This is a genomic window from Nisaea denitrificans DSM 18348 (genome assembly GCF_000426505.1).
In the GTDB taxonomy this organism is placed as follows: domain Bacteria; phylum Pseudomonadota; class Alphaproteobacteria; order Thalassobaculales; family Thalassobaculaceae; genus Nisaea; species Nisaea denitrificans.
Genome location: NZ_AUFM01000015.1, coordinates 1 through 25,969 on the forward strand (window position 1 = coordinate 1; position 25,969 = coordinate 25,969).

The window sequence follows — 25,969 nt, forward strand, 5'->3', positions numbered from 1 at the left end:
GGCGGCACGGACGTGCTGGCCCTCAATGGCGGCGGTGCCTTTGACCTCTCCAGCGCAACGCTGAACAGCGTCGAGCTGATCTCCGGCTCTACCTCTGTCGATTCCATCACCGGCACAAGCGGTGCCGATACCATTGCCGGTGGCGGCGGTGCGGATGTTATCAATGCGGGTGACGGCGCCAATCTGGTCTCCGGCGGTGCAGGTGCAGACAACCTGATCGGCGGTACGGGCGCGGACACCTTTGCCGCGATTTCCGTAGACATCACAGGCCTTGCCGAGACCGTCAACGGCGGTGGCGGCACGGACGTGCTGGCCCTGAATGGCGGCGGTGCCTTCGATCTCTCCAGCGCCACGCTGAACAGCGTCGAGCTGATCTCCGGCTCTACCTCTGCAGATTCCATCACCGGCACAGGCGCGGCCGACACGATCAACGCGGGCGACGGGGCAAACCTGGTCTCAGGCGGTGCTGGTGCGGACGTGATCTCGGGCGGAACGGGCGCGGACAGCCTGTTCGGACAGAACGATAACGACACCCTTTTCGGGCTTTCCGGTAATGACTTTCTCGATGGCGGCAGCGGCGCGGACGTCCTCGTTGGCGGGGACGGCAACGACACGTTCTCCGGCAACGCGACGGAGATGAACAGCGACACGATTTCCGGCCTCGCAGTCGGCGATGTCATTATCGTTAACGGCCAGGATCTAAGCGCCTTGAACGGGACAACGCTCGGAAGCTCGATTGCCGTTACTGGTGGTGCCATCTCACTCGCTGACGCCGCCTCGAACCTTGCGATCTCCACGAGCGTGACCGGAGGCAACACGACTCTGACCTTCTCTGTCTCGGCATCAAGCGGCTCCTCCGGCGGCGGCTCTTCCGACAGCGGCCTGACGGTGACCAATCAGACCACTGCGGACACCGCCGGCACCGCCACCGGGCGCACCCTGGCGAATACCAGCGGCAGCACCGCGACTGGCGCACTCGTGCAGAATACCGGTAATGGCAACCTGGTGACGGCAACACTGCCGTCCGGCGTCTCCCTGACGACCTCCGGCACCTCCAGCGCGCAGCCGACCAGTACGGCCAGCACCACCCTGACCGGAGAGATCCAGGCAACCGAACCCGCCGCAAGCGCACAAACCTTCCTCAATGGGCACGGGCAGACCTTCATCTCCGGCTCTGGCGGCGTTAATCTCGACATCCGCTCGATCACCTTCTCCGGCGGGGGCTCCACGGCGCAGACCGTCCAGCTCACTGGCGGTACCGGGACATCTACCGGCTCGGAGGCTTTCGTCATCGATACCTCCGGCTTGCCAACGGGCTCTATCTTGCAACTCGACAATATCGAGTTCGCCGCCATCGTCGGCAATGCGACCGTCAATGGTGGCGCGGGCCAGAACTATGTGGTCGGCGACGATGCAACCCAGTTCATCTCCCTCGGTGCCGAGGACGATACCCTGGCCGGCGGCGGCGGAAACGACACAGTCGGCTCCGGCTTCGGCGAGGATATCGTCTACGGCAACCAGGGTACCGACTCCGTCTTCGGCGGCGGCGGCATGGACACCGTCTATGGCGGTCAAGGCGAGGACACTGTTCTCGGTGGCAACGATAATGACGTCGTCTACGGTAACAAAGGCAACGACACCCTTTACGGTGGAGAGAACGAAGATCTCCTCTATGGCGGCCAGAACGAGGACGTTGTCTATGGCAATGCCGGGAACGACACACTTGCCGGCAATCTAGGCAACGACACGCTCTATGGCGGACAGGGCTCGGATTACGTGGCGGGTGACAGCGGCGCAGACCTGCTCTTTGGCAATGCCGGAAACGACACACTTGTCGGCGGTGGCGGGGCGGACACTTTTGTATTTGCGTCAGGTGGCGGAAACGATCAGGTCAACGACTTCCAGGCGGGGATTGACAGCCTGCAATTCCAGGATGGGTTGACCTACACAGCAACGGAAAGTGACGGGAATACGCTGCTCACACTCTCCGATGGTGGAACAGTCACCCTCATAGGCGTCAACCAAAGCGCCCTCGGATCTGCTGCGACAGCAGGCTGGGACCTGATTTAACGCACGTGGTTCGCGGTTTATCCGGAACGATGTGATGCACGTCCCGACATAGCGTGCATCACACCACGGCCTATTCCGGCAAGTTTCTCCAGCTTGTTGTCCTCAAGCAGGATGAGCTTGGCGAGGTCGATTGCGATCGACGCGGCCTCGAAGGCGAAGAAGGCGGGCAGGCGCAAGCCGTGTGCCCGCCAGACGCGCATGCGGTTGCGGTAGATATAGTACCGGCGGAACCCTGAATGGCTGTTGAAGCGGAAGTCACGACCAAGTAGCCGCTTGTGTTCGAACTCGCCAAGCCGGTGTTCCAGCCCGGCATCGCCGACTGCGACCAGCCCCCAGCCGAACCGCCGCATGCGAAAGGCGAATTCGAAGTCGATGTAATCGACGAAGAAATCCTCGCGCATCAGGCCGATCTCTCGGAACACTTCCGCTTTCACCAGGCTGCCCGAGGCCATGACAAAGGCAACGTTGTCGAGCACATCGCCTGGCCCGAACCGGACCCGCCGGAAATCGAAAGCATGTTTCGAGACATAGGCGCGGGCTTTCAGGGTGCATTCCGCATCGTGCAGACGCGGCGCGACAAGGCCGATCCGCTCCGGTGCCGGATGGTTGGTATGGGCAGCCAGCAGGGCCTCGACCATGCCCGCGTCGGGAATACTGTCATCGTCGAGCAGTAGAACCCATTCCGCACCTTCTTCCAGCACCAGCCGAATGCCCTGATTTTGGGCAGCCGCTAGGCCGACATTCTCGTCATTCAGGACCAGCCGGACTTTGTCCCCGTCGGCTTCAGCCACTTCCTTCAGTTTTTCCGTCACCTGATCGCCAGAATCATTGTCGACGACAATGATGCGCCCAACCTGCGGGGCCAGCGCTTCCAGCCCACGGAACAGCCGTTCATCGGGTCGATAAGAGACAATAACGGCGGCAACGCTAGTCTGCGGCATGTTCCACCCCGGTTGGCGAGACTGGTCCCGCTCTGTTTTCGCGCCGGATCGGCCGACGGTCGCCTTCGCTGGTGAAGAGTTTTGCAGGATTCCAGCTCAGCGCGGAAAGAAACGTGCAAACCCCCACCTTTCGGCTGGCCTGAATTGCGGCCCGCTGTTTCATGACGGCAGGAAAGGCGGCAAGCGCATCACGGATCGCCCGCACCCGGACAGCACTGTCGCCGCGCACAGGGCCAAGCAGCACAATGAGCGCGAGCTGTGCCAGCAGCAACGGCAGAATCAGATGGAACGCCGGCGCGGGCATCGTGCGCAGGAACGTCCAGATCCGGTTCCGTGTGATGTGGTAGCGGGAGAATTCCGAGTTCTCACCGGCAATGGCCGAGGCGACATGCCGGACCCGGGCACCGGCAAGCTGAATACAGCGCTCGCCGGCAAGCCGCAAACGCAGCCCGAGTTCGACATCCTCGTAGTAACAGAAATAGGTCTCGGCAAAACCGCCGACCTGCTCGAAGACATTTTTGCGATAGAACGCAGCAGCGGCACAGGGGCCCATCACCTCGGCATCTTCCGATATCAGAGATGCGGGCTTCAGCCGGTCACCCCGCCAGGCAAGACCGAGCGGGCTGTAATGATCCCCGGCACCGTCGAGCAAGCCCGGGTCGCTGTCGAGAAGCTGGGTCGAGCCGAAGACGGAGATGCCGTCATAGCGAGCGACAGCATCCGCGAAGGCCTGGAGCCAATCCGGCTCGGCAAAGGCATCCGGGTTCAGCAAGGCGAGCCAGGTCCCCCGCGCCTGCCGGGCAAGCAGATTGTTGCCGGCGGCAAAGCCGATATTCTCCGGGCTGCGCACCAACTCGGCCGGGACGCCGAGATCGCCCAGGTCAATATCATCTCCGTCCGGAGACCCGTTATCGAGCACCAGGATTTCGAAATCGCGGAATGTCTGCGCTTCCAGCGCCGTCAGACAGCGGGGCAGGTACGCGCCCGAGTTATAGGCGACGACAAGGACGGAGATCAGTGGCGCTCTGGCTACCATGCGAGTCTGCAATTGGCTGATTTTTCATGACCATAGCATGGCCTTATCTCCGCTTTCGAGCACGGAGACACAATCCGCGCAAACAAAAGGGGCTCGTCAGCGACGAGCCCCGTAGGGAGAGTCTCGGAAGGATCACTTCGCCAGGTTAGGGGGATGCGCGAAAACGCTCCTGGACGTGATTGCTACCGCTGGGGGAAACGGCGCTTCCTTGCAACTCAATGTAGTGCGCAGCGGTAAAGAAAGCCTTAAGCGAGCAGCAGAAAAATAGCGGTCGGGCTAAACCAGCAGCTTGCGGATGAATTGCGGCAAGCCGAACGCACCGGCATGGGCTTCCGGCGTATAATAGCGGCAGGCGATGTCGGCCGCTTCGAACCGCTTCGCAATCTCCGGGACGGGAAGCTGGCGCAAAGACTTATCGTCGCTGGCCCAGCCAAAAGCCATCAGCCCGCCCTGATAGGTCGGCACCGCTGCCGTGTAGAACCAGACATCGGCAAAATGCGGGCTGAGACGGTTGAAGCTGTTCGTCACCTCGCCGCCCTGCACAAACGGCACGCCGTTCTGTGTAAGCAGGATACCGCCGTCGGTGAGGCACCGCTTGCAGGCCCGGTAGAAGCTCTCCCGGAACAGCACCTCGCCCGGCCCGATGGGATCGGTCGAATCGACGATGATCACATCCCAGCGCCCGTCCGTCTCCTCGACGAACTTCGCCCCGTCGGCGAATTGCAGATCGAGTCGGGGATTATCGAACGCTCCGTTGCTGAGAGACGGCAGATGCTCGATGCACATGTCGACGACGCTGCGATCGAGCTCGACCATCGTCACCTGTTCGACCGATTTGTGACGCAGCGCTTCACGCGCCATGCCGCCATCGCCGCCGCCGATGATCAGCACGCGCTTCGCCCGGCCATGGGCCAGGATCGGGACATGCGTGAGCATCTCGTGATAGACGAACTCGTCGCCCTCAGTGGTCTGGACGATGCCGTCGAGCGCCATCACCCGGCCGAAAGCACGGTTTTCGAAGATGATCAGATCCTGATGCTCCGTCCGTTCCCGGAAGAGCACCTTGTCGATCACCAAACGTTGCCCGTAGCCGCTGTGGAGGGTTTCGCAGAACCACTCGCTCATACGGTCAGGCCCCGTTTCAGGTCGTTGAGCTGAATTGAGTCAGGTCGGAAGGCCCGGCGCAGCACCGCGATCGCCTTGTGCGGTTCGGCATCCCCGCACATGAACACGTCGAGCGCGGCATAACCCCGCTCCGGCCATGTGTGGATGCTGATATGCGACTCAGCAAGCACCGCAACACCCGACACACCGCCGTTCGGCGTGAAGTGATGCAGGTGAATGTGCAGCAAGGTCGCCCCGGAAACCTCGACGGCTTCGCGCAGGGTTTCCTCGACATGTGCGAGGTCATCCAGTCGCGAGGCGCCAACCAGATCGATGATCAGGTGCGTGCCGGCAAAAACCAGCCCGTCCTTCTTCACGAAATGATCGAGAGATGCATCCGAATGCGTCGGTGCCCATTGAACGACCGTGCCATCATTATTGGCCGTGCCGGTGGTGTCGGAATTGGTTCTGCTCGGTTGAGTATCCGAGTCCATCCCCAAATCAGCGAAGGCGACGTTTTTATCCATCAACCCCTCCTATCCAGTAGATGTCCCAGTTACCCCGTCGCATCCCGCTTGCCGCAACACCGTTGGGCGGAATGGTCTGGCGTTCCTTTCGCTCCGCACGAAGCGGATATAAGCGCGGCGTTCTGAGGCTTTTAGCCCCCCGTAGCAAGTTAATTCTGACCCGCCGCTCGAAAAAGTTCGACCGGAAGCGCCCCACTTCATCGCGGTGCCCTGCCGGTCGTGTCTTTCTGGATAAAAAATGCGCAATAAGTGCGCCCGCGTCAAGAGGAGAACCCGACAAATTTTTCAGCGCGGCCGCAAGGCGATGCAATCGATTTCGACAAGCGCCTTCCGGGCCAGCCCGGTGACCCCGATACAGGTCCGTGCCGGCCGCGTTTCGGCCCCGAAATACTCCGCATAGACCGCGTTCATCGCATCGTAGTCACGCTCAAATTCCGTCAGGAACACGCGGGCGGAAACAACGTGACTGAAATCGAGCCCGAGCCCCTCAAGTACCAGCCGCAGATTTTCCATGGTCCGGCGGGTCTGCGCCTCGACGCCATCCGGCAGCAGTCGCGCATCATCGTCGGGATCGGTCGCAAGCTGACCCGTAATCAGACACCAGTCATCGACCTCGACGGCATGGCTGTATGGCGCAACCGGAGCGGGCGCCTGATTGAACAAATGAAATACCGGTCCCGCCATGATGCGTCTCCCCAATCACTCCGCGCTGGTCGCCGTACCGGCCCTGCGCCGGTTTTTGCGCCTTTGCCGAGGCACGGTCGCGCCGCGTCGATCATGCAGTTCGGCAATGATCTGAAGTCTGCGATCACTGTCATACCGTGACCAGCCCGAAATCTCCTCGATCGTTCGCCAGCAGCCGAGACAACGACCGCTCTCGCGGTCGATCTGGCAAACGGCAACGCAGGGAGATGGAATATCGGGCATGACGAAAATCTACCGACCACAGTTTCAGAACATCGAAGCATTGCAGAAAAGAAAACGGCGTGGATCAAAAATCCACGCCGTCTGCGTCGGTTTATAGTCCGGAAGCGGCGTTAAGCTGCTTCGGTCACATTGCTTTCGAAAGCATTGATCAGGGCTGCGAAGCTCTGGATCATCTCAGCGATACCTTCGGTGCCGCTGGCGGTGACCAGGTTGCCTTCGGTCACGGAAGCGACCTCTTCCCAGCTGGCACCGGCGGCTTCGAGAGCCTCACGGGTGTCGGCGGAGGAGGTAACGGTCCGGCCCTTGGCATCCTCGATGGTGATCATCAGGGACGTGGCATCGCCGATCAGGGCAACCGGCATACCGGCGCGCATGAAGGCCTTCAGGACGCGCTGGGCATGGGGGTCTTCAGCCAGCTTCTCAACGCCACGGACACCGCCCGGGACAATGAGGCCAGCATAATCGACGGCCAGCGTGTCAGCCAAGTCCGCGTCAACCGGGAAGAAATGGCCCCAGGAACCGTCGTACCAGCCATTGACGAGGCCGGTGGCGCGGGAAACGGCTTTGACCGTCGCGCCGGCGGCAAGCAACTGCTTTTGGGGCTCGACGAATTCGACTTCATCGAAACCGTTGGCGACCATGATTGCAATATTTTTTCCGGTGAGCGGCTTGTCCTGCATTTAGTTCTCCTTTTTCTAGCGTCTCGTCGGGTGCGGCGGGGCCGGAACGGTCCTGGATCAAGACACTCCCGGGATGCGCCGAAAAATCGGACTCCAGAAAGCAAGTCTCATCAAAACGCCGAATGTGGGCTGGATCCCTCAACACCCGGTCAAGGCCGGGAGCGGGATCGAAACAATTGAAACCGACGAGCATTAGCTCGCGGCGTCGGAGATAGCGAAAATCCAGACGAAATTCAAGTCAAGAGATGTGCATGGCTGCGTTGCGCGGATAATTCCGGGCCGGGATGCTGGCAAATTCCCAATCCGCCGAACACCTGATCATCTCCACGCCAACTTCAACATAAGTTGAGGCGCGATTGGCATCACTGGAGCGGGTGAAGGGAATCGAACCCTCGTATTCAGCTTGGGAAGCTGATGTTCTACCATTGAACTACACCCGCGACACCGCCAAAGATGCGCAAGCAGCGCCCTGCTTACAAGTGAAATCGTTTGTTAAGCATTTCTCTCTAAGTAGATGCATATTGAATTGAAAATCGATAAAGGTTCTCACTGAACTTACGATTGGCAGATTTGCGGCAGCCGAAGAAATCGACTGCAGCGGAGGTAATAGATGGTCTCCACAACCGTTGAAGATATCGGCTCTCTCACAGAGCTTTCATCGGACTCCGGAACGCTGACGATTACGTCCGGCACTCTTGAGGCCAGCTCTCTGGATAGCGCTCGCGGCTACGGCACCATTGCCGTCAACAGCAATGCGGCGCACGAGATTACCTTCGTACAAAATTATCTTTTCTCGTCGTCCGGGACGATTTCGATAACGTTCGGCAGCACGCTCGGCGTGACCGTCTCCGGCGTCAATCTGCTGGGCACACAGACCAAGATCAACGCCTCGCTCACAGAAGCGGCGGATACATTTACCGGCGGGCCGGACAATGACACCGTGTCAGGCGGAGGCGGCCTCGATGTTCTCTACGGCGGAACCGGACTTGGACAGGACCTGCTCTATGGCGGTGCATCCAATGATCTGGTTTACGGCAATACCGGCAACGACATTCTGTACGGAGATTCCGGGGTCGACACCCTGTTCGGGGGGCAGGGTAATGACGCCCTGTACGGCGGGGCGGACAATGACAGCATTCTTGGCGGGGCTGGGAACGACCTGATTTCAGGCGAGGACGGAGTCGATACCCTGTTCGGTAATTCCGGCCTGGATTCCATGTACGGCGGCAACGGGGATGATTTTATTTACGGTCACGCCGAAGCAGACTCCCTGTTTGGCGAGAACGGAAACGATTTCATCTACGGCAATACCGGGGCAGACATTCTTGTCGGCGGGGCCGGAAACGATGCTCTCTATGGCGGCCAAGACGCCGATATGATCACAGCCGATGCCGGCAACGACACCGTACTTGGCGGATCCGGTGACGATGTAGTCTCCGGCGTCGACGGCAACGATCTGATTTATGGCAATCAGGGCAACGACACTTTGTCCGGCGACACGGGTACGGACACCCTGCATGGCGGGGCCGGTAGCGACCTGCTGGCTGGCGGTGGAAACGCCGACCGGCTCGCCGGGAACAACGGGACCGATATTGTCTACGGCAATGCCGGCGCTGACCTGATCTACGGCAATCAGGGTAACGACACTCTCTACGGCGGAGCGGACGCTGACACGCTTTATGGTGGGGCGGGGGACGATTTCCTCAATGGCGGCCTCGGCGCCGACGTCCTCGCAGGAAACTCGGGGAACGATACGATCCTCGATTTCAATGTCTCCGAAGACCGGATATTGCTCGCCAGCGGCACGACCTATTCCAGCACCGCTTCCGGGGCAAACACGATCCTGACCTTGAATGACGGTAGTACGATCACACTCGTCGGCGTCTCAACCGGTTCTGTCTCGGACGGACTTTTCCTCTTCGGTTAGCCCCCTGCGACGCGGGCAATTCCCGCCCTTCCGACGCTTTACAGTCCCATATAGTCACGACATGGTGAGAGATTGTGCGGCCGCTGGCGCTTGCCCGACTGTTGGCGGTGGCGCACGCTGCGCTCTATGTAGACTCTTCGGAGTTTCGCTCCACATATAGCGTTGGCACCGGGGACACCGGTAGCAAAGGACAGCGGCGGCGCGAGTGAAGGGTGAAAAGAGTGTACAGCGAGACCACGGGCGCGATCAGGGTATTTGTTCAGCCCCACTATCTTCCGGATCATTCGGATCCGGAGGAACATCGTTTTGTCTGGGCCTACAAGGTCACGATCGAGAATCTCGGAGATGAGGAAGTACAGCTGCGAGCACGTCATTGGGAGATTACGGATGCCCTCGGACGCCAACAGAAGGTCGACGGGCCAGGCGTCGTCGGTGAACAGCCAGTGATCCGCCCGGGCGAAAGTTTCGAATACACCAGTGGTACGCCGCTCGGAACGCCTTCGGGCTTTATGAGCGGTCACTATGACATGACCGGCCCGGACGGGCACATTTTCACTGTTTCGGTACCCAGTTTCTCGCTGGATCTACCGGAAGCGGCCGGACGGCCGAACTGAGCGGATGCGCAAATCGGGCATTCATTGGGAACACTGAGGGCGTAACCCCATCACAATTCATGCGCCCTTGACCGAGAAGGAATTCAAGAATGTCGCCTTATGACAACGCACTGCGCGCAGAGGCCGCGGCGGACCACGATGTCGACGTTAAGGTCGGCGGACCGCGCCCCTCGCGCGAAGACGCGGAAGCGGCGGTTCGTACTCTGATCGAATGGGCCGGGGACGACCCGGACCGGGAAGGATTGCTGGAGACGCCGGCACGCGTCGTGCGCTCTTACGAAGAACTGTTCAAGGGGTACCACAGTGATCCACGGGTCTATCTCGAGCGCATTTTCGAGGAGACCGAGGATTATCACGACATGGTCCTGTTGAAGAATATCCGCATGGAATCCCATTGCGAGCACCACATGCTGCCGGTCATCGGCCGGGTTTCAATCGCCTATATGCCAAACAACCGCGTGGTCGGCGTCAGCAAGCTGGCCAGGGTCGTCGAGACTTTTGCAAAGCGGCTGCAGATCCAGGAAAAAATGACCGCGCAGGTCGCCAACACGATCCAGGACGTGCTTCAGCCCAAGGGCGTTGCCGTCATGGTCGAGGCGGAACATCAGTGCATGACCACCCGTGGTGTGTGCAAGCCAGGCGCCAGTATGGTCACCAAGACGTTAACCGGCTGCTTCAAGGAGGATGCCGAGCTTCGCAAGGAATTCTTCGACCTGGTTACGAAAGGCAACTGACCACTTCATAGCCGGGACCGGAACATCGGGGGCGCGTCCACTGGGCAGCGCCCCTTTTCCGTTTCGGTACTGGACATCGGGCTCCAGCCAGTCCAATGATCCCCGCTCTGTGCAAATGGATTTGGAGCGCGGACTTGGTCGCCATTGGTCCGGTCCTTCACATCGTCGGTCTTCTCATGTCGATCATGGCCGTGGCCATGTTGCTGCCGGCCGGTGTGGATCTCATCGTCGGCAACTCCGACTGGGAAGTTTTCACCGGCGCGTCCGCGTTGTCCCTCTTCATCGGCGTTTCGATGATGTTGAGCACGTCGAGTCCGTCGGTAACCAATCTAAGCCTGCGGCAGGCGTTCCTTCTGACCACGCTCAGCTGGCTGACGATCGCAACAGTCGCCGCACTGCCGTTTGCCTTCTCCCAGCTCGACATGACTGTCGCCGATGCTTTCTTCGAGAGCATGTCGGGTGTGACCACCACCGGTGCGACCGTTATCGTCGGGCTCGATCACGCACCACCGGGAATCCTGCTCTGGCGCGCCCTGCTGCAGTGGCTCGGCGGCATCGGTATTATCGTCATGGCCCTGGCCGTGCTCCCGATGTTGAGCGTCGGCGGCATGCAGCTGTTTCAGACCGAAGCGTTCGATGCGCCGGACAAGGTGGTGCCTCGCGCGGCGCAGCTGGCAGGTGGGATCAGCGGCATCTATCTGGCCTTCACCGCAATATGTGCGACCGCACTCTGGATCGCCGGCCTCCCGGGCTTTGACGCAATCACCCACGCCATGGCAACGATCGCGACGGGCGGCTATTCGACCCGCGACGATTCCATCGGGCACTATGATAGCGCCCTTGTGGACTGGATCGTCTTTGTTGGCATGATCGCGGGCAGCCTGCCATTCGTCTACTACCTGCGAATGATGCGCGGATCGCTCCGCCCGCTGTTCCAGGACAGCCAGGTGAAGTGGTTTCTCGCCATCGTGGCAATCGTGGTCTCCGCCGTCTCGCTGTGGAACTGGCATGTGCTTGATTTCGCGCCGATGCAAGCGCTGCGGTATGCCGCCTTCAACATGGTCTCGGTGATGACCGGGACCGGGTTTACCACGACCGATTACGGAAACTGGGGAGGCTTCCCGGTCACCGTCGTCATGTGCCTGATGTTTGTCGGCGGATGCGCCGGATCGACGACCTGCGGCATCAAGATCTTCCGGATCCAGGTCCTCTATGCCACCGCACAGGTCCAGATCGAGCGGTTGCTGCGCCCGCACGGCGTTTTCATCCCCTACTACAACCGCAAACCGATCCCGGAAACGGTCTCAGAATCTGTGATGGGTTTTTTCTTCCTCTACATGCTGTGTTTCGCGGCGTTGGCGGCCCTGCTTTCCTTCATCGGCCTAGACTTCATCACCGCCGTATCGGGAGCGGCAACCGCGATCAGCAACGTCGGCCCCGGCCTCGGCCCGATCATTGGTCCGGCGGGGAATTTCGACTCACTGCCAGATAGTGCAAAATGGCTCTTGTCATTCGGGATGCTGCTCGGCAGGTTGGAGCTGTTCACCGTTCTGGTGATGCTCTCTCCCTCCTTCTGGCGCCGCTAGGCGCTGCCCGGAAAGGTATCGCGACATGAGCGAGATGCTCGCCCAATCCATTTCCATGCTCGACCGCCTGGTCGCGTTCGACACCACGTCCCGGCTGTCCAACCTCGCACTGATCGACTTCGCTCGGGACTATCTGGAAGGCCACGGCATTCCGACGCGGACAACCTTCAACGAGGACAAGACCAAAGCCAATCTCTGGGCCACCATCGGCCCTGAAGACAAGGGCGGCGTCGTGCTCTCCGGTCATGTCGACGTGGTTCCGGTCGACGGCCAGGACTGGAGCAACGAGCCGTTCACCATGTGGGAAGCCGACAAGAAGCTGTTCGGACGCGGCACCGCCGACATGAAGGGCTTCTGCGCCATCGCGCTGGCCATGGCGCCGGAGATGAAAAAGCGCGGCCTGAAGACGCCGATCCATCTCGCATTCTCCTACGATGAAGAGGTCGGCTGCATCGGCGTGCGCGGCCTGATCAAGGACATGACAGAGAACCTGCCGCTGCCGATCGCCGTTGTGGTCGGCGAGCCGACCGGCATGAAGATCATCGGCGGCAACAAGGGCAGCCGGAGCCTGATGGTGACGGTGCGCGGCGTACCCGGCCATTCCAGCGAGCCGCACCGCGGCGCCAACTCCATCATGTTCGCAGCCCGGATTATCAACCTGCTGGAACAGATCCAGACCGAGCTGCGCGAAAATGCCCACGAGGACAGCCCGTTCGACCCGCCTTACACCACAATCGATCTCGGCATCATCGAAGGCGGTACCGCGCATAACATCATCCCGGAATTCACCAGGTTCCGTTGGGGCATGCGGTTGCATCCCGGCGATGACGGCGAGGCCATCGAGCAGCGCGTCCGCGACTATATTGAGAGCGAACTGAACCCGGCCCTAAAGGCCGTCTCTCCGGAAGCCGGCGTGACCATGGAAATGGTGAATGACGTGCCACCACTCGTGCCGGACACGGAATCCGCGGCCGAAGACCTGATCCGCCACCTGACTGGCCTCAACCAGTCGGGTGCGGTGTCCTTCGGAACCGAGGCCGGCTTCTTTCAACAGGCCGGCGTCCCGGGCGTGATCTTCGGCCCTGGCTATATCCAGCAAGCGCACCAGCCGGACGAGTTCATCGAGATCTCCCAGGTCCAGGAATGCGTCGATTTCATGGCCAAGCTGACGGACTGGGCCGCTCAAAACGGCTGACCTGGAACGGCTCTCACGCCAGTCACCACCTTGACCGCGTCGCGAACCGGTGAGACGGTTCGCGACAGTTAAAAAACGTCCGGCACCAAAACCGGACGATGGTCAAGGGGGAGACCGGCATAATGGCCGAGGACAATTCGAACAAGGACGATCCGAACAAAGGCAAGCGACGCTCGTCCGACTGGTATGGCAAAACCGACAAGGATGGCTGGGCGCATCGGTCCTGGATGAAGAACCGGGGCATACCCGCCGACATGTTCGATGGGCGCCCGGTGATTGGCATCTGCAACACCTGGTCTGAATTCAATCCCTGCAACGCCCACTTCCGTGACATCGCGGAGCGGGTGAAACGCGGGGTCTACGAGGCTGGCGGCCTGCCCGTCGAGTTCCCGGTCTTTTCCACCTCCGAAAGCCAGCTCCGCCCGACGGCAATGCTGTACCGGAACCTCGCCTCTATGGACGTAGAAGAGGCGATTCGCGGCCTGCCGATGGATGGCGTCGTGCTACTTGTCGGCTGCGACAAGACCACGCCGTCGTTGATGATGGGGGCGGCAAGTTGCGATCTTCCGACCATCACGGTTTCCGGCGGCCCGATGCTGAACGGCCATTACCGGGGCGAGCTGGTCGGCAGCGGCACCCATGTCTGGAAATTTTCCGAGATGGTCCGCGCCGGCGAGATGACGCTGCAGGATTTCATGAATGCGGAGCAGGACAATGCGCGTTCCGCCGGTCACTGCATGACCATGGGCACCGCCTCCACCATGGCTTCCATGGTGGAATCCCTCGGCGCCGGCCTGCCGCACAACGCGGCCATCCCCGCTGTCGATTCGAGGCGCAATGTGCTGTCCCAAATGGCCGGCCGCCGCATTGTCGACATGGTGCGTCAGGACATCAAAATGTCGGACGTACTGAAGCGCGAGAACTTCGAAAACGCCATCATGGTCAATGGCGCCATTGGCGGCTCCACCAATGCCGTGGTCCATTTGCTGGCTATCGCCGGGCGTATGGGCATCGACATCACGCTGGACGATTGGGACCGGCTGGGCCGGGACGTGCCCTGCCTGCTCAACCTGATGCCGTCCGGCGAGTTCCTGATGGAGGATTTCTTCTATGCCGGCGGTCTGCCGGCGATCATTCGCGAGCTGGAAGGTTTCATCCACAAGGACGCGCTAACGGTCAACGGCCGGACCATCTGGGAAAACAACAAGGACGCGGAATGCTGGAACCGGGAGGTTATCTTCCCGCTCGACAAGCCGTTCAAGCCGAATGGCGGCATCGCCGTCCTGCGCGGCAACCTTGCTCCCGACGGCGCCATCATCAAGCCATCAGCCGCCTCACCGGACCTGATGAAGCATCGCGGCCGGGCCGTGGTGTTCGAGACCATCGAGGATTACAAGGAGAAGATCGACGATCCGAACCTCGATATCGACGAGACCTGCATCATGGTGCTGAAAAACTGCGGCCCGAAGGGATATCCGGGCATGGCTGAGGTCGGGAATATGGGCCTGCCGCCGAAAGTTCTGAAGAAGGGCATCAAGGACATGATCCGGATTTCCGACGCCCGGATGAGCGGGACCGCCTACGGCACTGTGATCCTGCATTCGGCACCGGAAGCCGCTGCAGGCGGGCCACTCGCCTTCGTGCAGAACGGTGACATGATCGAGGTCGATGTCGATGCACGGCGCATGCATCTCGATGTTTCAGACGAAGAGATGGAGCGTCGGCGGGCCGCCTGGCCCGGGTTCGAATCGCCCTATGACAGGGGTTACTCCAAACTCTACGTTGAACATGTGGAGCAGGCCGACAAAGGGGCGGATCTGGATTTCCTCGTCGGTCGCAGCGGAACGCCGGTCATGCGCGAGTCGCATTAATAAAAATTTCTGATTTCGGTGCGTGCATGACAGATGCGCTTTAATACGAAAGTATGCAATGATTGATGAACAATCGTTCTGTAGCGCGTCGGCATGCATGCACCGAAATTGAAGACAAGAACACTCTAATGCAGCGGCGTCGTTACCATAAAATTGGTGGCAAACGGCGCGTATCGGCATGAGAAAGACGCAAATACCGGATGAATCCCGTATTTCGGATGTTCCGGAAACAGAGGTAACGCCTAATGGCGACAAGGAATTCCTGACCGACATTGCGCATGAAATGCGTAATGCGCTGAGTGCGCTTCGGGCTTACACACATCTCCTGAAAGTCGAGAAGCACGGGCCGCACAGCCACCCGCAATATCATCGTTATTCCACCGTGGCCCACGATGCTGCCGAAGCCCTGGTACGCATCTGCGACCGGTTGCTAGACGGAGATGAAACGGGAGCACCGGTTCCTGTTTCACCGACGGATGCGACGGCGGTCTCCAAAAAAACTGCCGAACGCTATATGGCTCTGGCAGGAGAGAAAAACATCTCTCTGTATGTCCAATTCGAGCGGGATTTTCCGTCTCTGCCAATCCCCCAGGCAATCCTCGAAGACGTACTTGGCAATCTGATCACGAATGCAATCAAGTTCACACCATCGGGCGGAACCGTCGCAGTGATCGGCAAATGCGATCCGAAATCCGGTGGCGCTATCATGGTGATTCGCGATACCGGCACGGGGATGTCACCCGAGAAACTCTCGGAAGTTCTCCAGTTTCTGCCGGTCAAACCGGCGGAAGGTTCGGATGGCGAGCTTGGCACCGGCCGGGGGCTGTCGATCATGAAGAGCCAGCTCGCCCCCTACGACGTGGGTATTGAAATCAGGAGTAATCCTAATTTCGGCACCTCCGTCGCGCTTGTCTTCCAGAACGATTAGCCGCCCCCATCACGGCATTGCCGCCAGCGCCTTGGCAAAAAAGTCCGGGCCGCCAAAGTTACCGGACTTGAGCGCCAACGCGATGGGCTCGTCGCCCAGTGAGACTGTCGCCGGGACTCCAGGATCAATCTGCGTACCGATGCGAAGTCCGGACACGCCGAGCGCGGAAACAACAGCACCGGAAGTCTCACCGCCCGCCACTACAAGGCGCCGGACCCCCGACGCAACCAGTCCTGTCGCAATCGCGGCCATCGCCTCTTCGATCAGCGCGCCAGCCTCCGCACGGCCCAGACGATCCTGTATGGCACGCACCGTCTCCGCTGGCTGGCTGGCATAAACCAGCACCGGGCCCGCCGGAACCTTCTCGCGCGCCCAGTCGAGCACTTCCTGAACCACATTCTCGCCATCCGCCAGGCGCAGCGGGTCAATACCAACGGACGGATGATCCGCCTTGAACCGGTCGATCTGCCCGAGCGTCGCAACGGAACAGCTCCCGGCAAGCACCACAGCATGACCAGGAACCGCCGGAACAGCATCCGCGCCGCCGGTTTCGCCCAACAGCCCCTGCCGCCGGTAGTTCTCCGGAAGTCCCAGGGCGATTCCTGAGCCACCGGTAATCAACGCAAGGTCAGACAGGGAACAACTAATTGAAAATAAATGGCTATCCAGAACCGCATCGACGATAGCGATACCACCGCCAGTCGATTTCAACGCCTCTATTTCAGCCGAGATGGCGTCCGTGCCAGCTTCCACCGTAGCGAATTGGATCAATTTAACTGGTTTTTTAGTTTGTCGTTGCAAGACCGACACGAGATTGCTGTCGGTCATCGGCGTCAGAGGATGATTTCGCATTGGACTGTCGGAAAGAAGCTGGTCGCCGACGAACAGATGCCCCTTGAAAATCGTCCGCCCCGTCTCTGGGAAGGCCGGGCAGGCTATCGTGAAGTCGGTTTTCAGATCAGCCATCAGCGCACCCGTCACCGGCCCGATATTGCCCTCATCGGTCGAATCGAAGGTGGAGCAATACTTGAAGAAATACTGCCGGCAGCCCGCATCTTGCAGCCATTTCAGCGCGGCGCGTGACTGAGCGACAGCCTCCTCTGCCGGGTTGGTCCGCGACTTCAGGGCGACGACTATGGCATCGGCCTCGGGAACAACCGTGTTCTCATCGGGGACACCGATCAGCTGCACGGTCCGCATGCCTCCGCGTACAAGCATGTTCGCGAGGTCCGTGGCTCCGGTAAAATCATCTGCGATGCAGCCAAGAATAGGCGCCATAATCGCATGTCTCCCTTGGAAAATCAGTTTCTGGATCGGGCAGAGCAGTCTGCTGTAGGCTGCCTCTCCAATCAAGCGCGGGTCCGCGCAACAACCGGCAATTTCAAGGACCGGCAACCAAGGGGGTGTTCATGCCAAAGCTGGCAGCCAATTTATCCATGATGTTCCAGGAGCATGCGTTCCTCGACCGGTTCCAGGCCGCGGCCGATGCCGGCTTCAAGGGCGTCGAGTTCCTGTTCCCTTATGATTTCCCGGCCGAAACAGTCCGGGCGCGCCTCAAGGAGGCTGGCCTAGAGCAGGCTTTGTTCAACCTGCCGCCGGGCGACTGGGAGGCAGGCGATCGCGGTTTCGCGGCGATCCCCGGACGGGAAGACAGTTTCGGTGAGGCGCTGGAACTGGCGCTCGATTATGCCGATGCGCTCGATTGCCCGCGTCTGCATGTGATGAGCGGCATGGTGCCCGACGGCGTCTCCCGCGAGGCTTGCACGGAAACCCTGACGGCCAACCTGCGGAAGGCAGCACCTCTGGCTGCCAAGCGCGGTAAGACGCTGATCATCGAGCCGATCAACAACATCGATATGCCTGGCTATTTCCTGAATTATCAGGCTCAGGCCAAGTCGATCCTGGAAGCTGTTGGCGCGGACAATGTCCGGCTGCAGTTCGATCTCTATCATTGCCAGATCATGGAAGGGAATCTCGCGGTCCACATGCAGGATTATCTCGACCTGATCGAGCATATCCAGATCGCGGGCGTCCCGGGCCGGCACGAGCCCGATATCGGCGAGATCAATTATCGTTACCTGTTCGATCTGATGGACGAGCTTGGCTATGAAGGCTGGGTCGGCTGCGAATACCGGCCGGAAGCCGGGACCGTCGACGGTCTCGGATGGAAGAAGGAGTGGTCCCTATGAAAATCACCATCACCGGGGCTACGGGCTTCATCGGCCAGAAACTGGCTCGCCGCCTGCTCGATTCCAACGCGATTGTCGCTGCCGACGGCAGCCGGCAAAGCGTCACTGAACTAACTCTTCTGGATACAGTGCCGGCGCCTGCCACGCTGACGGACGATAGCCGGGTGCGCAGTCTCTCTGGCGACATCACCGACAAGGCCCTCTTGTCCGAGGCCATTCCGGGCGACACGGACAGCGTCTTCCATCTTGCCGCCATTGTCAGCGCCGGGGCGGAGGAAGATTTCGAACTCGGTATGGCCGTCAATCTGGATGCCACCCGCAACATTCTGGAAATCCTCCGGCAGGCCGAAGGCACGCCGAAAATGGTCTTCGCCAGTTCCTGCGCTGCTTTCGGCGGAGACCTGCCCAATATCGTCGAGGACATGACGGCGACCACGCCGCAAACCTCCTACGGCACCCAAAAGGCCATCGGTGAGCTGCTGGTTTCGGACTACAGCCGGCGCGGTTTCGTGGATGGCCGTTCCCTGCGCTTCCCGACCGTCGTGGTACGCCCAGGCAAACCGAACAAGGCCGCCTCCACCTTCGCCAGCTCGATCTTTCGCGAGCCGCTGCAGGGCCAGCGCGCCGTCTGTCCGGTCGCCGGAGACGCCAAGATGTGGCTCGCCTCCCCGCGCAGCATCGTCGAGAATACGATCCATGCCCACAACCTGACGGGCGAAGCCTGGGGCGCGTCGCGCACGGTGTCGCTTCCGGGCTTCTCGCTCACCGTTGCGGAGATGGCGAAAGCGCTGGAACATGTCGCCGGCCCGGCCGTCGCCTCCCGCATCGACTGGGAGCCCGATCCCTTCATCGAGAAGATCGTGCGCGGCTGGCCGCCCGCTTTCAACACCAAGAAAGCGGCCGCGCTCGGCTTTACGCAGGATGAGGGCATGGAAGCCGTGATCCGGGCCTTCATCGAGGATGAGCTGAACGGTAAGATCGCCGCTTAACCGGATTACTCCCGGCGCAGCACCTTGTCGACGATCAGGGAAAAGAACCACTGATCGGGGAAGGAAGCCTGCAATGCATCGGGATCATATTCCGTCTCGACCCAGTCACGGAATGTGATCCCGGTTTCGTCGTGTCGGTCGGCAAAGGTTTCGAAGACGAAATCGACAACACCGGTCCTGCCCTGCCGCAGGTGACCAAAGCGAAGCGACAGCTGGTCCATCGCCTCACGCATCGGCACGTCATGCTTCAGATGCAGATAAAGCGTACTCATCAGCCCGGTACGGTCCGCACCGGACTTGCAGTGCATCAATGTCGGACCCTCAAGCTGGTCCCAGACATTGATCGCGTCGATCATGGTCTCCCGCTTCAGCGGATTGCGGGAACGGACCGGCAGGCTGATCAGCTTCAGTCCGAGCCGCTCGCAGGCTTCCCGTTCCAACCGATAACGGTAATTGTCCTGCTCCGAGCCGCGCAGATTAAGGACGGTTTTGAACCCGGCCGCGGCGAAGCGCTCCAGATGCCACGGAGAAGGCTGGGCCGAGCGCCACAGGTCATCCCGCACCCGATGCTTGTTCAGATAGATCGAGCGGACGATTCCATGATCCTGCGCCATCAGGTGCCACCAGGCGCGCAGACGCTCAAAGCCTTCAAGGCGCGGAAGAGAGGGGCTCTCGGGCACGGAAGCGTCGGTCATCAAATCTCACTCACGGCTGTCGCGGTCGGGATCATGGATTAGTCCCGCGCCCCGCGCTCACCGATCATCAGGGTAAAGGGAATCCGGCCACGCTCGAACACCATCTGCCCCATTGCGGTTACGCATTTATGCTCTTCGTTCTTGAAGGAGGCGTTAATTTCGAAATCCACCATTTCGTCGGGGAACACCTTCTCATCCACATATTCCGCGAAAGCCCGGATAATCTTGATCGGTGTCTTCGACCAGATCGCGTCGTCATCGACGGTGAATGTGTAGTTTTCCTGCGTATGACGCGTCGCGCTCATCATTGTCGCGACCAAAGTTTTAGACATGACCAAACTCCTCTAAACTCGAGGCTCTTCTACACGCATTTTCTGGCGATTTTATGATTCTATCCCTGTATCCAGGGTAATTTCGCCTCATCCTCCGCAATAAACAGTGTACCGCCTATGGTCTCGGGCAGCGAGAGCCGGAGATAGCCATCCAGCGCCTCCGGCTCAAAACCTCGCTCGCGCAGAAATGCCTCCGTCTTGGCGAGATCTTTGGACAACAGCCCATACCCAACAATCAGAGGGCCGTCCCCCGGCAACTCGGCGTCCGGCACGAGTTCGTCAAGCCCGGCCTCATCCACAACCACCACACCACCGCGATCAAGCGGAATGCGCCAGACATGTTCGCTCATCGGCTTCGGGCCGCCACGGTTGAGGAACCAGCAATAGCGCGCGGCCACCTTGTCGAGAGTCTCGACGCCGACCACCACATCGCGCAGCGCGACAATGCCATTGCCGTGATGTAGCCAACGGTCCTGCCAGACGATCTCCTCGGTATGATGCGCTACATATTGCACCCGGCCCTCAGGCATGTCCTGCGGCCGTACCCGGCAAACGGTGAAGGAGGCTTCGTCCTCACCGCCGCTGGCCAGACTGACCGGGCGCTTCAGGTTTACCAGGGGCTCCGGGTGGAAGCCCGTCAGGGTCAGCCGGCCTTGAACGCTTTCCGGATCGGCACAGGAAAAAGCGATCAGATGCAATCCGACATAACGTTCCATCTGGGCTGCCGAGCGCTCACCAAGCGGCGTTGTGGCATCGGAGACCGTGATCACCTCGATATAGCCCTCGGACAGCATGATGCACCGATTGGCCGTTCCGGACGGCACTGGCTCCGTCTCCTCACCGACGATATGGCGGTGCTCGGTATAGGGCGTCTGCACGAAACCGAGCCGATTAAACTGGCGATGCGCCTCCGCCATGTCCGGCACGAAGTGCGCGATATGATCGAAGAAGATCTCCTCTCCGACTGGCAATTGCCGCGGCTGTTCCATGTTCCGTTCTTTCCCGGCTTGCTTTCCGAATCTGCGGCGTCACTATGCGGAGAAATCAAAGCACTGAAAAGTAACGGTTGATGCGTATTTTATTCGGATGGGAATTCGGGGCCGGGCTAGGCCACATCAACAGGATCAAGCCAATCGCCCGTGCGCTCCGGGAACGCGGCGCGGAGATCTTCCTCGCCCTGCAGGAAACGGAACGCGCGGACGCCTTCTGGGACCCGGGCACGGGAAAACTCCCGGACGGCTATCACCTGCTGCCGATCCCGCGCTGGAACATGCCGTCCGATCCAAAAGCACGGACGGTGCCGACCCATTCCTTCGCCGATGTGCTGAACCTTATCGGCTACGGCAACGAAGGAGGCTTCGCAGCCCGGCTCGAAGCCTGGAGCGGATTATTCGACGCTGTGCGCCCGGATCTGGTGATCGGCGATTTCAGTCCGACCATGAACATCGCGGCGCGCGGCCGGATCCCGTCCCTGACCATCGGGAACGGCTACACCATGCCGCCCGGTGGCCGGCCGATGCCGCCAATCCGGCCCTGGCAGGACACACTGGAGGATTTTTCGAAAGAGCATGAGGCGAAACTGCTCGCCATTATCAACAAGGTGCTCCGGTTGCGCGGCGAAGGACAGCTCCCCTATCTGAGCGATGCCTTTCACGGTGATCGGTCCTTTCCGCTCACCCTTTCCGTCGTCGATCCCTACGCAGCCTACCGCGAGGAAAAGACAGTCGCGCCCTTCAATATGCCGACGGACATCACTCCCTTACCGAAGGACCAGCGTCCGACGGACGGGGTGTTTTTCTACATGCCACATTCCCATCCGCAGCTGAAGCTGGCGATCGATTCCCTGAAGCAAAGCGACCTGCAGGTTCTGGCCTATATCAGCGGCATCAACGCCGAAGCAGCACGCTCGAATTCCACCGCTCAGTTCCGGATCAGCCCGACGCCCCTGCCCTTCAACGAGGTCATGCCTAAGGCCCGACTTCTGGTGCACCATGGCGGCCTCTCGACAGCGGTTGCCGGCACCATGGCCGGGACCCCGCAAGCGATCATGCCCTGGAACCTGGAACATCTGGTGACCGCCAAGCGGATTGAAACGCTCGGTGCGACACGTGTGCTGAACAATCCGGCAAAAGAACTTCCCGGCAAGGCGCTGACACAATTTTTTGTCCGAGCGGCCCGCGACGATGCCCTTCTCGAAAAAGCTATCGGTGCAGCCAGATCGGTCGAACTGGGGAGCCCGGATGCCGGGCTCCAGACCATCGTCTCCGCCTGTTTCGAACTGGCGGGGAAAAACGGTAAATAATCGCCCTTGAGGTGAATTGTTTTAATTGCAACTCATTCTCATAATCACTACTCTGTCCTGACCATGCGATGGGAGGGATAAATCGTGCAGCATTTGCTCACAGCACAAACAGGTATTCAGGCGCGGACCGGAAGCGGGCCACTCCCTTCGCCATTGACCACTCCGGCATTGGACGAATTCGAAACCTTGATCCTCTGGGGCATGCGGCAATGGATGCGCGCCCATAAGGAGCGCCGCTGCGCAACGGGCTCGGTTCTCGACGCGTTTGAGTTCTCGGGGCTTGTTCCGGCTCTCGCGCCGCTTAACCGGATGATGACACTCCTGGTTCTCGGCAGCCGCCGGCGCCTCGCCATTGCGACAATAGAGACCGCACCGCTGAGCATTGATGAGCAGCTGCTCCTGCGTATCCTGAACGCAGCCCGGCAGCGCCAGGCTGATCTGGTGGAATCCCGCCTCGGAATGTGGATGGAGCAGGTCAGCGTCCCGGCAACGGCCCAGGCAGCGATGCTCCTGGCGAAGGCCGCATTCTCATCCCGCACGGCAGTTGCTGCGGCGGTTTAAGGCAAGCCGGCACGCTTGCCCTAAGAAGAAAAAGGACACCCGCCCGCGCGGCAGGGTGTCCTAGCATTCAATGCAAATCCATGGATGGATCTGCGTCAGTCCATCTCGTTCGCTTCGGACTGCAGCAGCAGATAGTTCTGGATACCCATCTTGTCGATCATGCCGAGCTGGGTCTCGATGTAATCGACGTGGCCTTCCTCGTCCTCGAGGATCTCGGCAAAAAGATCGCGGGTTACATAGTCCCCGACCGCCTCGCAATGCTTGATGCCGGCCTTGTAATTGGCAATGCCGTCCAGCTCGAGCTTCATGTCGCCTTCGAAGATCTCCTTGACGTCCTCGCCGATCAGCAGCTTGTCGAGATACTGCAGATTTGGCACGCCTTCGAGGAAAAGGATGCGCGCCATCAGCGTTTCCGCATGCTTCATCTCGTCGATGGATTCGTCGTACTCGTGCTTACCAAGCTTCGAAAAACCCCAGTCCTGCAACATCTTCGCGTGTAGAAAATACTGGCTGATGGCGGTCAATTCGCCTTTCAGTCCATTGTTCAAAAACTCGAGAACCTTGCTATCGCCCTTCATAGGCCTTGCTCCAGATTGAATGTCCCGGAGCTGAAGATAGCACTGTTTAGAATAATTCCAAGTATGTTCGCCAAATCAATATTGCGAACTATACTCAATATAACAAATAGTTAGCGCTTAATTCCGGTTCTACGCAGCATCCGTAGAAGACATTTCAATCTCGCCGGTCCGCGCCGAGAGCTGTTCACGAATGGTATTCATGCAGGTTCCACATTGCGGACGGCAGCCCACATTCTGATAAACCTGACCGACTGTGCGCGCACCGGCCTCAATGGCCTTGTCGACACAGCGATTCGTAAATCCATTGCACAGACACACATACATGGCGCGCTACCCGCAATTAAGAGTCATTCGCATATGAAGCTTCTTGCGACTGATTGTCAATACAAAATAAAGGACCAAAATAGGTCTGTATTAGAATTTGATGAGAAACGCGCGGAAACCTCATGATTTCAGTCGGGATCAAATAGATCGGGCGGCCCCGAAGGACCGCCCTAGCTCGAGCCGAGAGGGAGGGAGCGAAGTCGAAAGGCTCGAGTGTTCCGTTGCTGGCGTCGTTCCGAAGGACAACGCTGGCTTGATACTTTTTTTACCCGTTAAACCTGAACATTTCGTAAACAGGACAAATAATTTCACCTGCGGTATTAGCCTGTACCGGTGTGCATGGGACGCGTGGCGAAGATGACGGCAAAAGCGCTGATGTTTCAGGGAACTGGCTCGGATGTCGGGAAATCCGTTCTGGTTGCCGGCCTGTGCCGTCTGGCGGCCCGGAAAGGCATTAGAGTCCGGCCGTTCAAGCCGCAAAACATGTCCAACAATGCTGCGGTCACGGTCGATGGCGGCGAAATCGGCCGGGCGCAGGCGCTTCAGGCGCGCGCCTGCGGTCTCGAGCCGCACACGGACATGAACCCGGTGCTGCTGAAACCCGAAACCGATCTCGGCTCCCAAGTGGTCGTGCAGGGCAAGGCGCGCGGTCATGCTAAAGCCCACGCCTATCAGGCCATGAAGCCGAACCTGCTGGGAGCGGTCTGCGAAAGCTTCGCGCGCCTGAAGGAAGAGGCTGACCTCATCCTCGTCGAAGGCGCCGGGAGTCCGGCGGAAGTCAACTTGCGGGCCGGTGATATCGCCAATATGGGCTTTGCCGAAGTCGCGGGATGCCCCGTGGTTCTGATCGGCGATATCGACCGTGGCGGCGTCATCGCCTCCCTCGTCGGAACCCACGCCGTAATAACCGAGGCAGACCGCCGGCGTATCGCCGCCTACCTGATCAACAAGTTTCGCGGCGACGCCTCGCTGTTCGACGAAGGGTTGCGCATCGTCACGGAGCGGACCGGCTGGCCGTCGCTCGGCGTGGTGCCGTATTTTCCCGAGGCTCAGAAACTCCCTGCGGAAGACGCCGTTGCCCTTGAAACCGCGATCAGGGAGACCGCGGGGCCAGTCAAGATCGCCGTTCCCCGGCTTTCCCGCATCGCCAATTTCGACGATCTGGACCCGCTGCGGCTGGAGCCGGACATCACGGTCGATATCGTGGAGCCCGGACGCGCCCTGCCCGGCGATGCCGCGCTGATCCTGATCCCCGGCTCGAAATCGACCATCGGCGACCTTGCCGACCTGCGCGCCCAGGGTTGGGACGTGGATATCTCCGCCCATGTCCGGCGCGGCGGCCGGGTGCTCGGGATCTGCGGCGGATATCAGATACTCGGCCACAAGGTGCATGACCCGGACGGACTGGAAGGCCCCGCCGGATCGGCTGACGGCCTCGGGCTGCTGGACGTGGAGACCGTGCTCTCCCCTGAAAAAGCCCTGAAACGCGTCACCGGCACCTCAACCACAGGTGAGCCGATTTCCGGATACGAGATCCATATCGGCCGGACTGACGGACCGGACAGAAGCCGGCCCTTCGCCACCATCGACGATGGAGATGGCCCGCATGAGGACGGAGCCGTCTCCACATCGGGGCAAATCGCCGGCAGCTATCTGCATGGCATGTTCTCGGACGACGGCTTCCGCCGAAGCTTTCTTGCCGATCTCGGCGCCACCCGCTTTTCAGACATGAATTTCACCGCCGAGATCGACGGCGTTCTGGACCGGCTGGCCGATCATCTGGAAGCCTATCTGGACACTGAAACTCTGTTCGGTCTTGCCCGCTGAGCGCGGTCGTTTATGGTGCCGCCGGAAACGCT

The 25,969-nt window shown here is 60.1% G+C and carries 25 protein-coding genes, 1 tRNA gene and 1 pseudogene; 13 read left to right on the forward strand and 14 right to left on the reverse strand.

Annotated features, from left to right (window positions below; translation table 11 throughout):
- Positions 1–2,070 (forward strand): annotated as a pseudogene (locus tag K328_RS0110395) (calcium-binding protein); the annotation flags it as partial.
- 17 nt (positions 2,071–2,087) lie between these two features.
- Here the strand turns inward: K328_RS0110395 and K328_RS0110400 are convergent.
- The 8 genes from K328_RS0110400 to K328_RS0110435 form a co-directional block, all read right to left on the reverse strand.
- Complete coding sequence (locus K328_RS0110400; RefSeq protein WP_028465925.1) at positions 2,088–3,011, reverse strand: glycosyltransferase family 2 protein; 924 nt, start codon at positions 3,009–3,011, stop codon at positions 2,088–2,090.
- Positions 2,998–4,047 carry a glycosyltransferase family 2 protein gene (locus K328_RS23470; protein WP_051284781.1) on the reverse strand — a complete coding sequence of 350 codons (1,050 nt, stop codon included), beginning with the start codon at positions 4,045–4,047 and terminating at the stop codon, positions 2,998–3,000. The genes K328_RS0110400 and K328_RS23470 overlap by 14 nt, the downstream gene beginning before the upstream one ends.
- A gap of 276 nt (positions 4,048–4,323) precedes the next feature.
- Positions 4,324–5,172 (reverse strand): polyamine aminopropyltransferase, encoded by an 849-nt coding sequence (gene speE / locus K328_RS0110410; RefSeq protein ID WP_028465926.1) that lies wholly within the window; start codon positions 5,170–5,172, stop codon positions 4,324–4,326.
- Positions 5,169–5,678, reverse strand: a complete 510-nt coding sequence (gene speD, locus K328_RS25785) for an adenosylmethionine decarboxylase (RefSeq protein ID WP_051284782.1) — start codon at positions 5,676–5,678, stop codon at positions 5,169–5,171. Before speD ends, speE begins: the two co-directional genes overlap by 4 nt.
- A gap of 285 nt (positions 5,679–5,963) precedes the next feature.
- Positions 5,964–6,362, reverse strand: a complete 399-nt coding sequence (locus K328_RS0110420; RefSeq protein ID WP_028465927.1) for a RidA family protein — start codon at positions 6,360–6,362, stop codon at positions 5,964–5,966.
- Between the two features lie 15 nt (positions 6,363–6,377).
- Positions 6,378–6,605 carry a DUF1289 domain-containing protein gene (locus tag K328_RS26335; RefSeq protein WP_084608231.1) on the reverse strand — a complete coding sequence of 76 codons (228 nt, stop codon included), beginning with the start codon at positions 6,603–6,605 and terminating at the stop codon, positions 6,378–6,380.
- A gap of 110 nt (positions 6,606–6,715) precedes the next feature.
- The gene (locus K328_RS0110425; RefSeq protein ID WP_028465928.1) at positions 6,716–7,285 is read right to left on the reverse strand and encodes a DJ-1/PfpI family protein; all 570 of its coding nucleotides are present in this window, start codon (positions 7,283–7,285) and stop codon (positions 6,716–6,718) included.
- A gap of 366 nt (positions 7,286–7,651) precedes the next feature.
- Positions 7,652–7,725 (reverse strand) — tRNA-Gly (locus K328_RS0110435).
- A gap of 170 nt (positions 7,726–7,895) precedes the next feature.
- Here K328_RS0110435 and K328_RS26650 point away from each other — a divergent pair.
- The 7 genes from K328_RS26650 (at position 7,896) to K328_RS0110470 (ending at position 16,140) form a co-directional block, all read left to right on the forward strand.
- The gene (locus K328_RS26650; protein WP_051284783.1) at positions 7,896–9,212 is read left to right on the forward strand and encodes a calcium-binding protein; all 1,317 of its coding nucleotides are present in this window, start codon (positions 7,896–7,898) and stop codon (positions 9,210–9,212) included.
- Between the two features lie 221 nt (positions 9,213–9,433).
- Positions 9,434–9,826 (forward strand): Co2+/Mg2+ efflux protein ApaG, encoded by a 393-nt coding sequence (apaG, locus tag K328_RS0110445; RefSeq protein WP_028465929.1) that lies wholly within the window; start codon positions 9,434–9,436, stop codon positions 9,824–9,826.
- Positions 9,827–9,915: 89 nt separating this feature from the next.
- On the forward strand, positions 9,916–10,560 hold the full coding sequence (folE, locus tag K328_RS23485) for a GTP cyclohydrolase I FolE (RefSeq protein ID WP_084608234.1): 645 nt from the start codon (positions 9,916–9,918) through the stop codon (positions 10,558–10,560).
- A 134-nt stretch (positions 10,561–10,694) separates the two neighbouring features.
- On the forward strand, positions 10,695–12,146 hold the full coding sequence (locus K328_RS0110455) for a TrkH family potassium uptake protein (protein ID WP_028465930.1): 1,452 nt from the start codon (positions 10,695–10,697) through the stop codon (positions 12,144–12,146).
- 25 nt (positions 12,147–12,171) lie between these two features.
- Positions 12,172–13,341, forward strand: coding sequence for an acetylornithine deacetylase (argE, locus tag K328_RS0110460; RefSeq protein ID WP_028465931.1), 1,170 nt, complete (start codon positions 12,172–12,174; stop codon positions 13,339–13,341).
- Between the two features lie 122 nt (positions 13,342–13,463).
- Positions 13,464–15,212, forward strand: a complete 1,749-nt coding sequence (gene araD / locus K328_RS0110465; protein WP_028465932.1) for an L-arabinonate dehydratase — start codon at positions 13,464–13,466, stop codon at positions 15,210–15,212.
- Between the two features lie 178 nt (positions 15,213–15,390).
- Positions 15,391–16,140: a sensor histidine kinase gene (locus K328_RS0110470; RefSeq protein ID WP_028465933.1), complete on the forward strand. Its 750-nt coding sequence runs from the start codon at positions 15,391–15,393 to the stop codon at positions 16,138–16,140.
- Between the two features lie 9 nt (positions 16,141–16,149).
- Here the strand turns inward: K328_RS0110470 and otnK are convergent, their stop codons facing one another.
- Positions 16,150–17,418, reverse strand: coding sequence for a 3-oxo-tetronate kinase (gene otnK, locus K328_RS0110475; RefSeq protein WP_028465934.1), 1,269 nt, complete (start codon positions 17,416–17,418; stop codon positions 16,150–16,152).
- A 131-nt stretch (positions 17,419–17,549) separates the two neighbouring features.
- On the opposite strand from otnK, the gene otnI reads away from it, so the two are divergent.
- Together otnI and denD are read left to right on the forward strand one after the other, a co-directional pair.
- Positions 17,550–18,329, forward strand: coding sequence for a 2-oxo-tetronate isomerase (otnI, locus tag K328_RS0110480; RefSeq protein WP_028465935.1), 780 nt, complete (start codon positions 17,550–17,552; stop codon positions 18,327–18,329).
- The gene (denD, locus tag K328_RS0110485; protein WP_028465936.1) at positions 18,326–19,318 is read left to right on the forward strand and encodes a D-erythronate dehydrogenase; all 993 of its coding nucleotides are present in this window, start codon (positions 18,326–18,328) and stop codon (positions 19,316–19,318) included. Before otnI ends, denD begins: the two co-directional genes overlap by 4 nt.
- A gap of 5 nt (positions 19,319–19,323) precedes the next feature.
- On the opposite strand, the gene K328_RS0110490 is transcribed toward denD, so the two are convergent.
- The 3 genes from K328_RS0110490 to K328_RS0110500 are packed head-to-tail and all read right to left on the reverse strand — an operon-like array spanning position 19,324 to position 21,334.
- Entirely contained in the window at positions 19,324–20,013 is a 690-nt protein-coding gene (locus K328_RS0110490) for a protein tyrosine phosphatase family protein (protein WP_028465937.1), read from the reverse strand.
- Positions 20,014–20,051: 38 nt separating this feature from the next.
- Entirely contained in the window at positions 20,052–20,345 is a 294-nt protein-coding gene (locus K328_RS0110495) for a hypothetical protein (protein ID WP_028465938.1), read from the reverse strand.
- 59 nt (positions 20,346–20,404) lie between these two features.
- A complete protein-coding gene (locus K328_RS0110500; protein ID WP_028465939.1) occupies positions 20,405–21,334 on the reverse strand; it encodes a VOC family protein in 930 nt (309 codons plus the stop codon).
- Positions 21,335–21,414: 80 nt separating this feature from the next.
- Here K328_RS0110500 and K328_RS0110505 point away from each other — a divergent pair, with 80 nt between their 5' ends.
- Together K328_RS0110505 and K328_RS0110510 are read left to right on the forward strand one after the other, a co-directional pair.
- On the forward strand, positions 21,415–22,647 hold the full coding sequence (locus K328_RS0110505) for a glycosyltransferase (RefSeq protein WP_028465940.1): 1,233 nt from the start codon (positions 21,415–21,417) through the stop codon (positions 22,645–22,647).
- Between the two features lie 84 nt (positions 22,648–22,731).
- Positions 22,732–23,208 carry a hypothetical protein gene (locus K328_RS0110510; RefSeq protein ID WP_156901265.1) on the forward strand — a complete coding sequence of 159 codons (477 nt, stop codon included), beginning with the start codon at positions 22,732–22,734 and terminating at the stop codon, positions 23,206–23,208.
- Between the two features lie 95 nt (positions 23,209–23,303).
- On the opposite strand, the gene bfr is transcribed toward K328_RS0110510, so the two are convergent.
- Both bfr and K328_RS26350 read right to left on the reverse strand, forming a co-directional pair.
- Complete coding sequence (gene bfr / locus K328_RS0110515) at positions 23,304–23,786, reverse strand: bacterioferritin (protein ID WP_028465942.1); 483 nt, start codon at positions 23,784–23,786, stop codon at positions 23,304–23,306.
- A gap of 129 nt (positions 23,787–23,915) precedes the next feature.
- Positions 23,916–24,110 carry a (2Fe-2S)-binding protein gene (locus tag K328_RS26350; RefSeq protein WP_084608235.1) on the reverse strand — a complete coding sequence of 65 codons (195 nt, stop codon included), beginning with the start codon at positions 24,108–24,110 and terminating at the stop codon, positions 23,916–23,918.
- Between the two features lie 357 nt (positions 24,111–24,467).
- Here K328_RS26350 and K328_RS0110520 point away from each other — a divergent pair, with 357 nt between their 5' ends.
- Entirely contained in the window at positions 24,468–25,937 is a 1,470-nt protein-coding gene (locus tag K328_RS0110520; protein ID WP_028465943.1) for a cobyric acid synthase, read from the forward strand.
- The last annotated feature ends 32 nt before the right edge of the window (positions 25,938–25,969 follow it).

Coding starts and splice junctions, on each gene's coding strand:
- folE (WP_084608234.1), top strand. CDS start 9,916: ATGTCGCCTTATGACAACGCACTGCGCGCAGAGGCCGCGGCGGACCAC.
- K328_RS26335 (WP_084608231.1), bottom strand. CDS start 6,605: ATGCCCGATATTCCATCTCCCTGCGTTGCCGTTTGCCAGATCGACCGC.
- bfr (WP_028465942.1), bottom strand. CDS start 23,786: ATGAAGGGCGATAGCAAGGTTCTCGAGTTTTTGAACAATGGACTGAAA.
- K328_RS0110420 (WP_028465927.1), bottom strand. CDS start 6,362: ATGGCGGGACCGGTATTTCATTTGTTCAATCAGGCGCCCGCTCCGGTT.
- argE (WP_028465931.1), top strand. CDS start 12,172: ATGAGCGAGATGCTCGCCCAATCCATTTCCATGCTCGACCGCCTGGTC.
- speD (WP_051284782.1), bottom strand. CDS start 5,678: ATGGATAAAAACGTCGCCTTCGCTGATTTGGGGATGGACTCGGATACT.
- K328_RS0110505 (WP_028465940.1), top strand. CDS start 21,415: ATGCGTATTTTATTCGGATGGGAATTCGGGGCCGGGCTAGGCCACATC.
- K328_RS26650 (WP_051284783.1), top strand. CDS start 7,896: ATGGTCTCCACAACCGTTGAAGATATCGGCTCTCTCACAGAGCTTTCA.
- K328_RS0110400 (WP_028465925.1), bottom strand. CDS start 3,011: ATGCCGCAGACTAGCGTTGCCGCCGTTATTGTCTCTTATCGACCCGAT.
- K328_RS26350 (WP_084608235.1), bottom strand. CDS start 24,110: ATGTATGTGTGTCTGTGCAATGGATTTACGAATCGCTGTGTCGACAAG.
- K328_RS0110425 (WP_028465928.1), bottom strand. CDS start 7,285: ATGCAGGACAAGCCGCTCACCGGAAAAAATATTGCAATCATGGTCGCC.
- speE (WP_028465926.1), bottom strand. CDS start 5,172: ATGAGCGAGTGGTTCTGCGAAACCCTCCACAGCGGCTACGGGCAACGT.
- K328_RS0110500 (WP_028465939.1), bottom strand. CDS start 21,334: ATGGAACAGCCGCGGCAATTGCCAGTCGGAGAGGAGATCTTCTTCGAT.
- araD (WP_028465932.1), top strand. CDS start 13,464: ATGGCCGAGGACAATTCGAACAAGGACGATCCGAACAAAGGCAAGCGA.
- K328_RS0110495 (WP_028465938.1), bottom strand. CDS start 20,345: ATGTCTAAAACTTTGGTCGCGACAATGATGAGCGCGACGCGTCATACG.
- otnI (WP_028465935.1), top strand. CDS start 17,550: ATGCCAAAGCTGGCAGCCAATTTATCCATGATGTTCCAGGAGCATGCG.
- K328_RS0110490 (WP_028465937.1), bottom strand. CDS start 20,013: ATGACCGACGCTTCCGTGCCCGAGAGCCCCTCTCTTCCGCGCCTTGAA.
- K328_RS0110470 (WP_028465933.1), top strand. CDS start 15,391: ATGAGAAAGACGCAAATACCGGATGAATCCCGTATTTCGGATGTTCCG.
- denD (WP_028465936.1), top strand. CDS start 18,326: ATGAAAATCACCATCACCGGGGCTACGGGCTTCATCGGCCAGAAACTG.
- otnK (WP_028465934.1), bottom strand. CDS start 17,418: ATGGCGCCTATTCTTGGCTGCATCGCAGATGATTTTACCGGAGCCACG.
- K328_RS23470 (WP_051284781.1), bottom strand. CDS start 4,047: ATGGTAGCCAGAGCGCCACTGATCTCCGTCCTTGTCGTCGCCTATAAC.
- K328_RS0110520 (WP_028465943.1), top strand. CDS start 24,468: ATGACGGCAAAAGCGCTGATGTTTCAGGGAACTGGCTCGGATGTCGGG.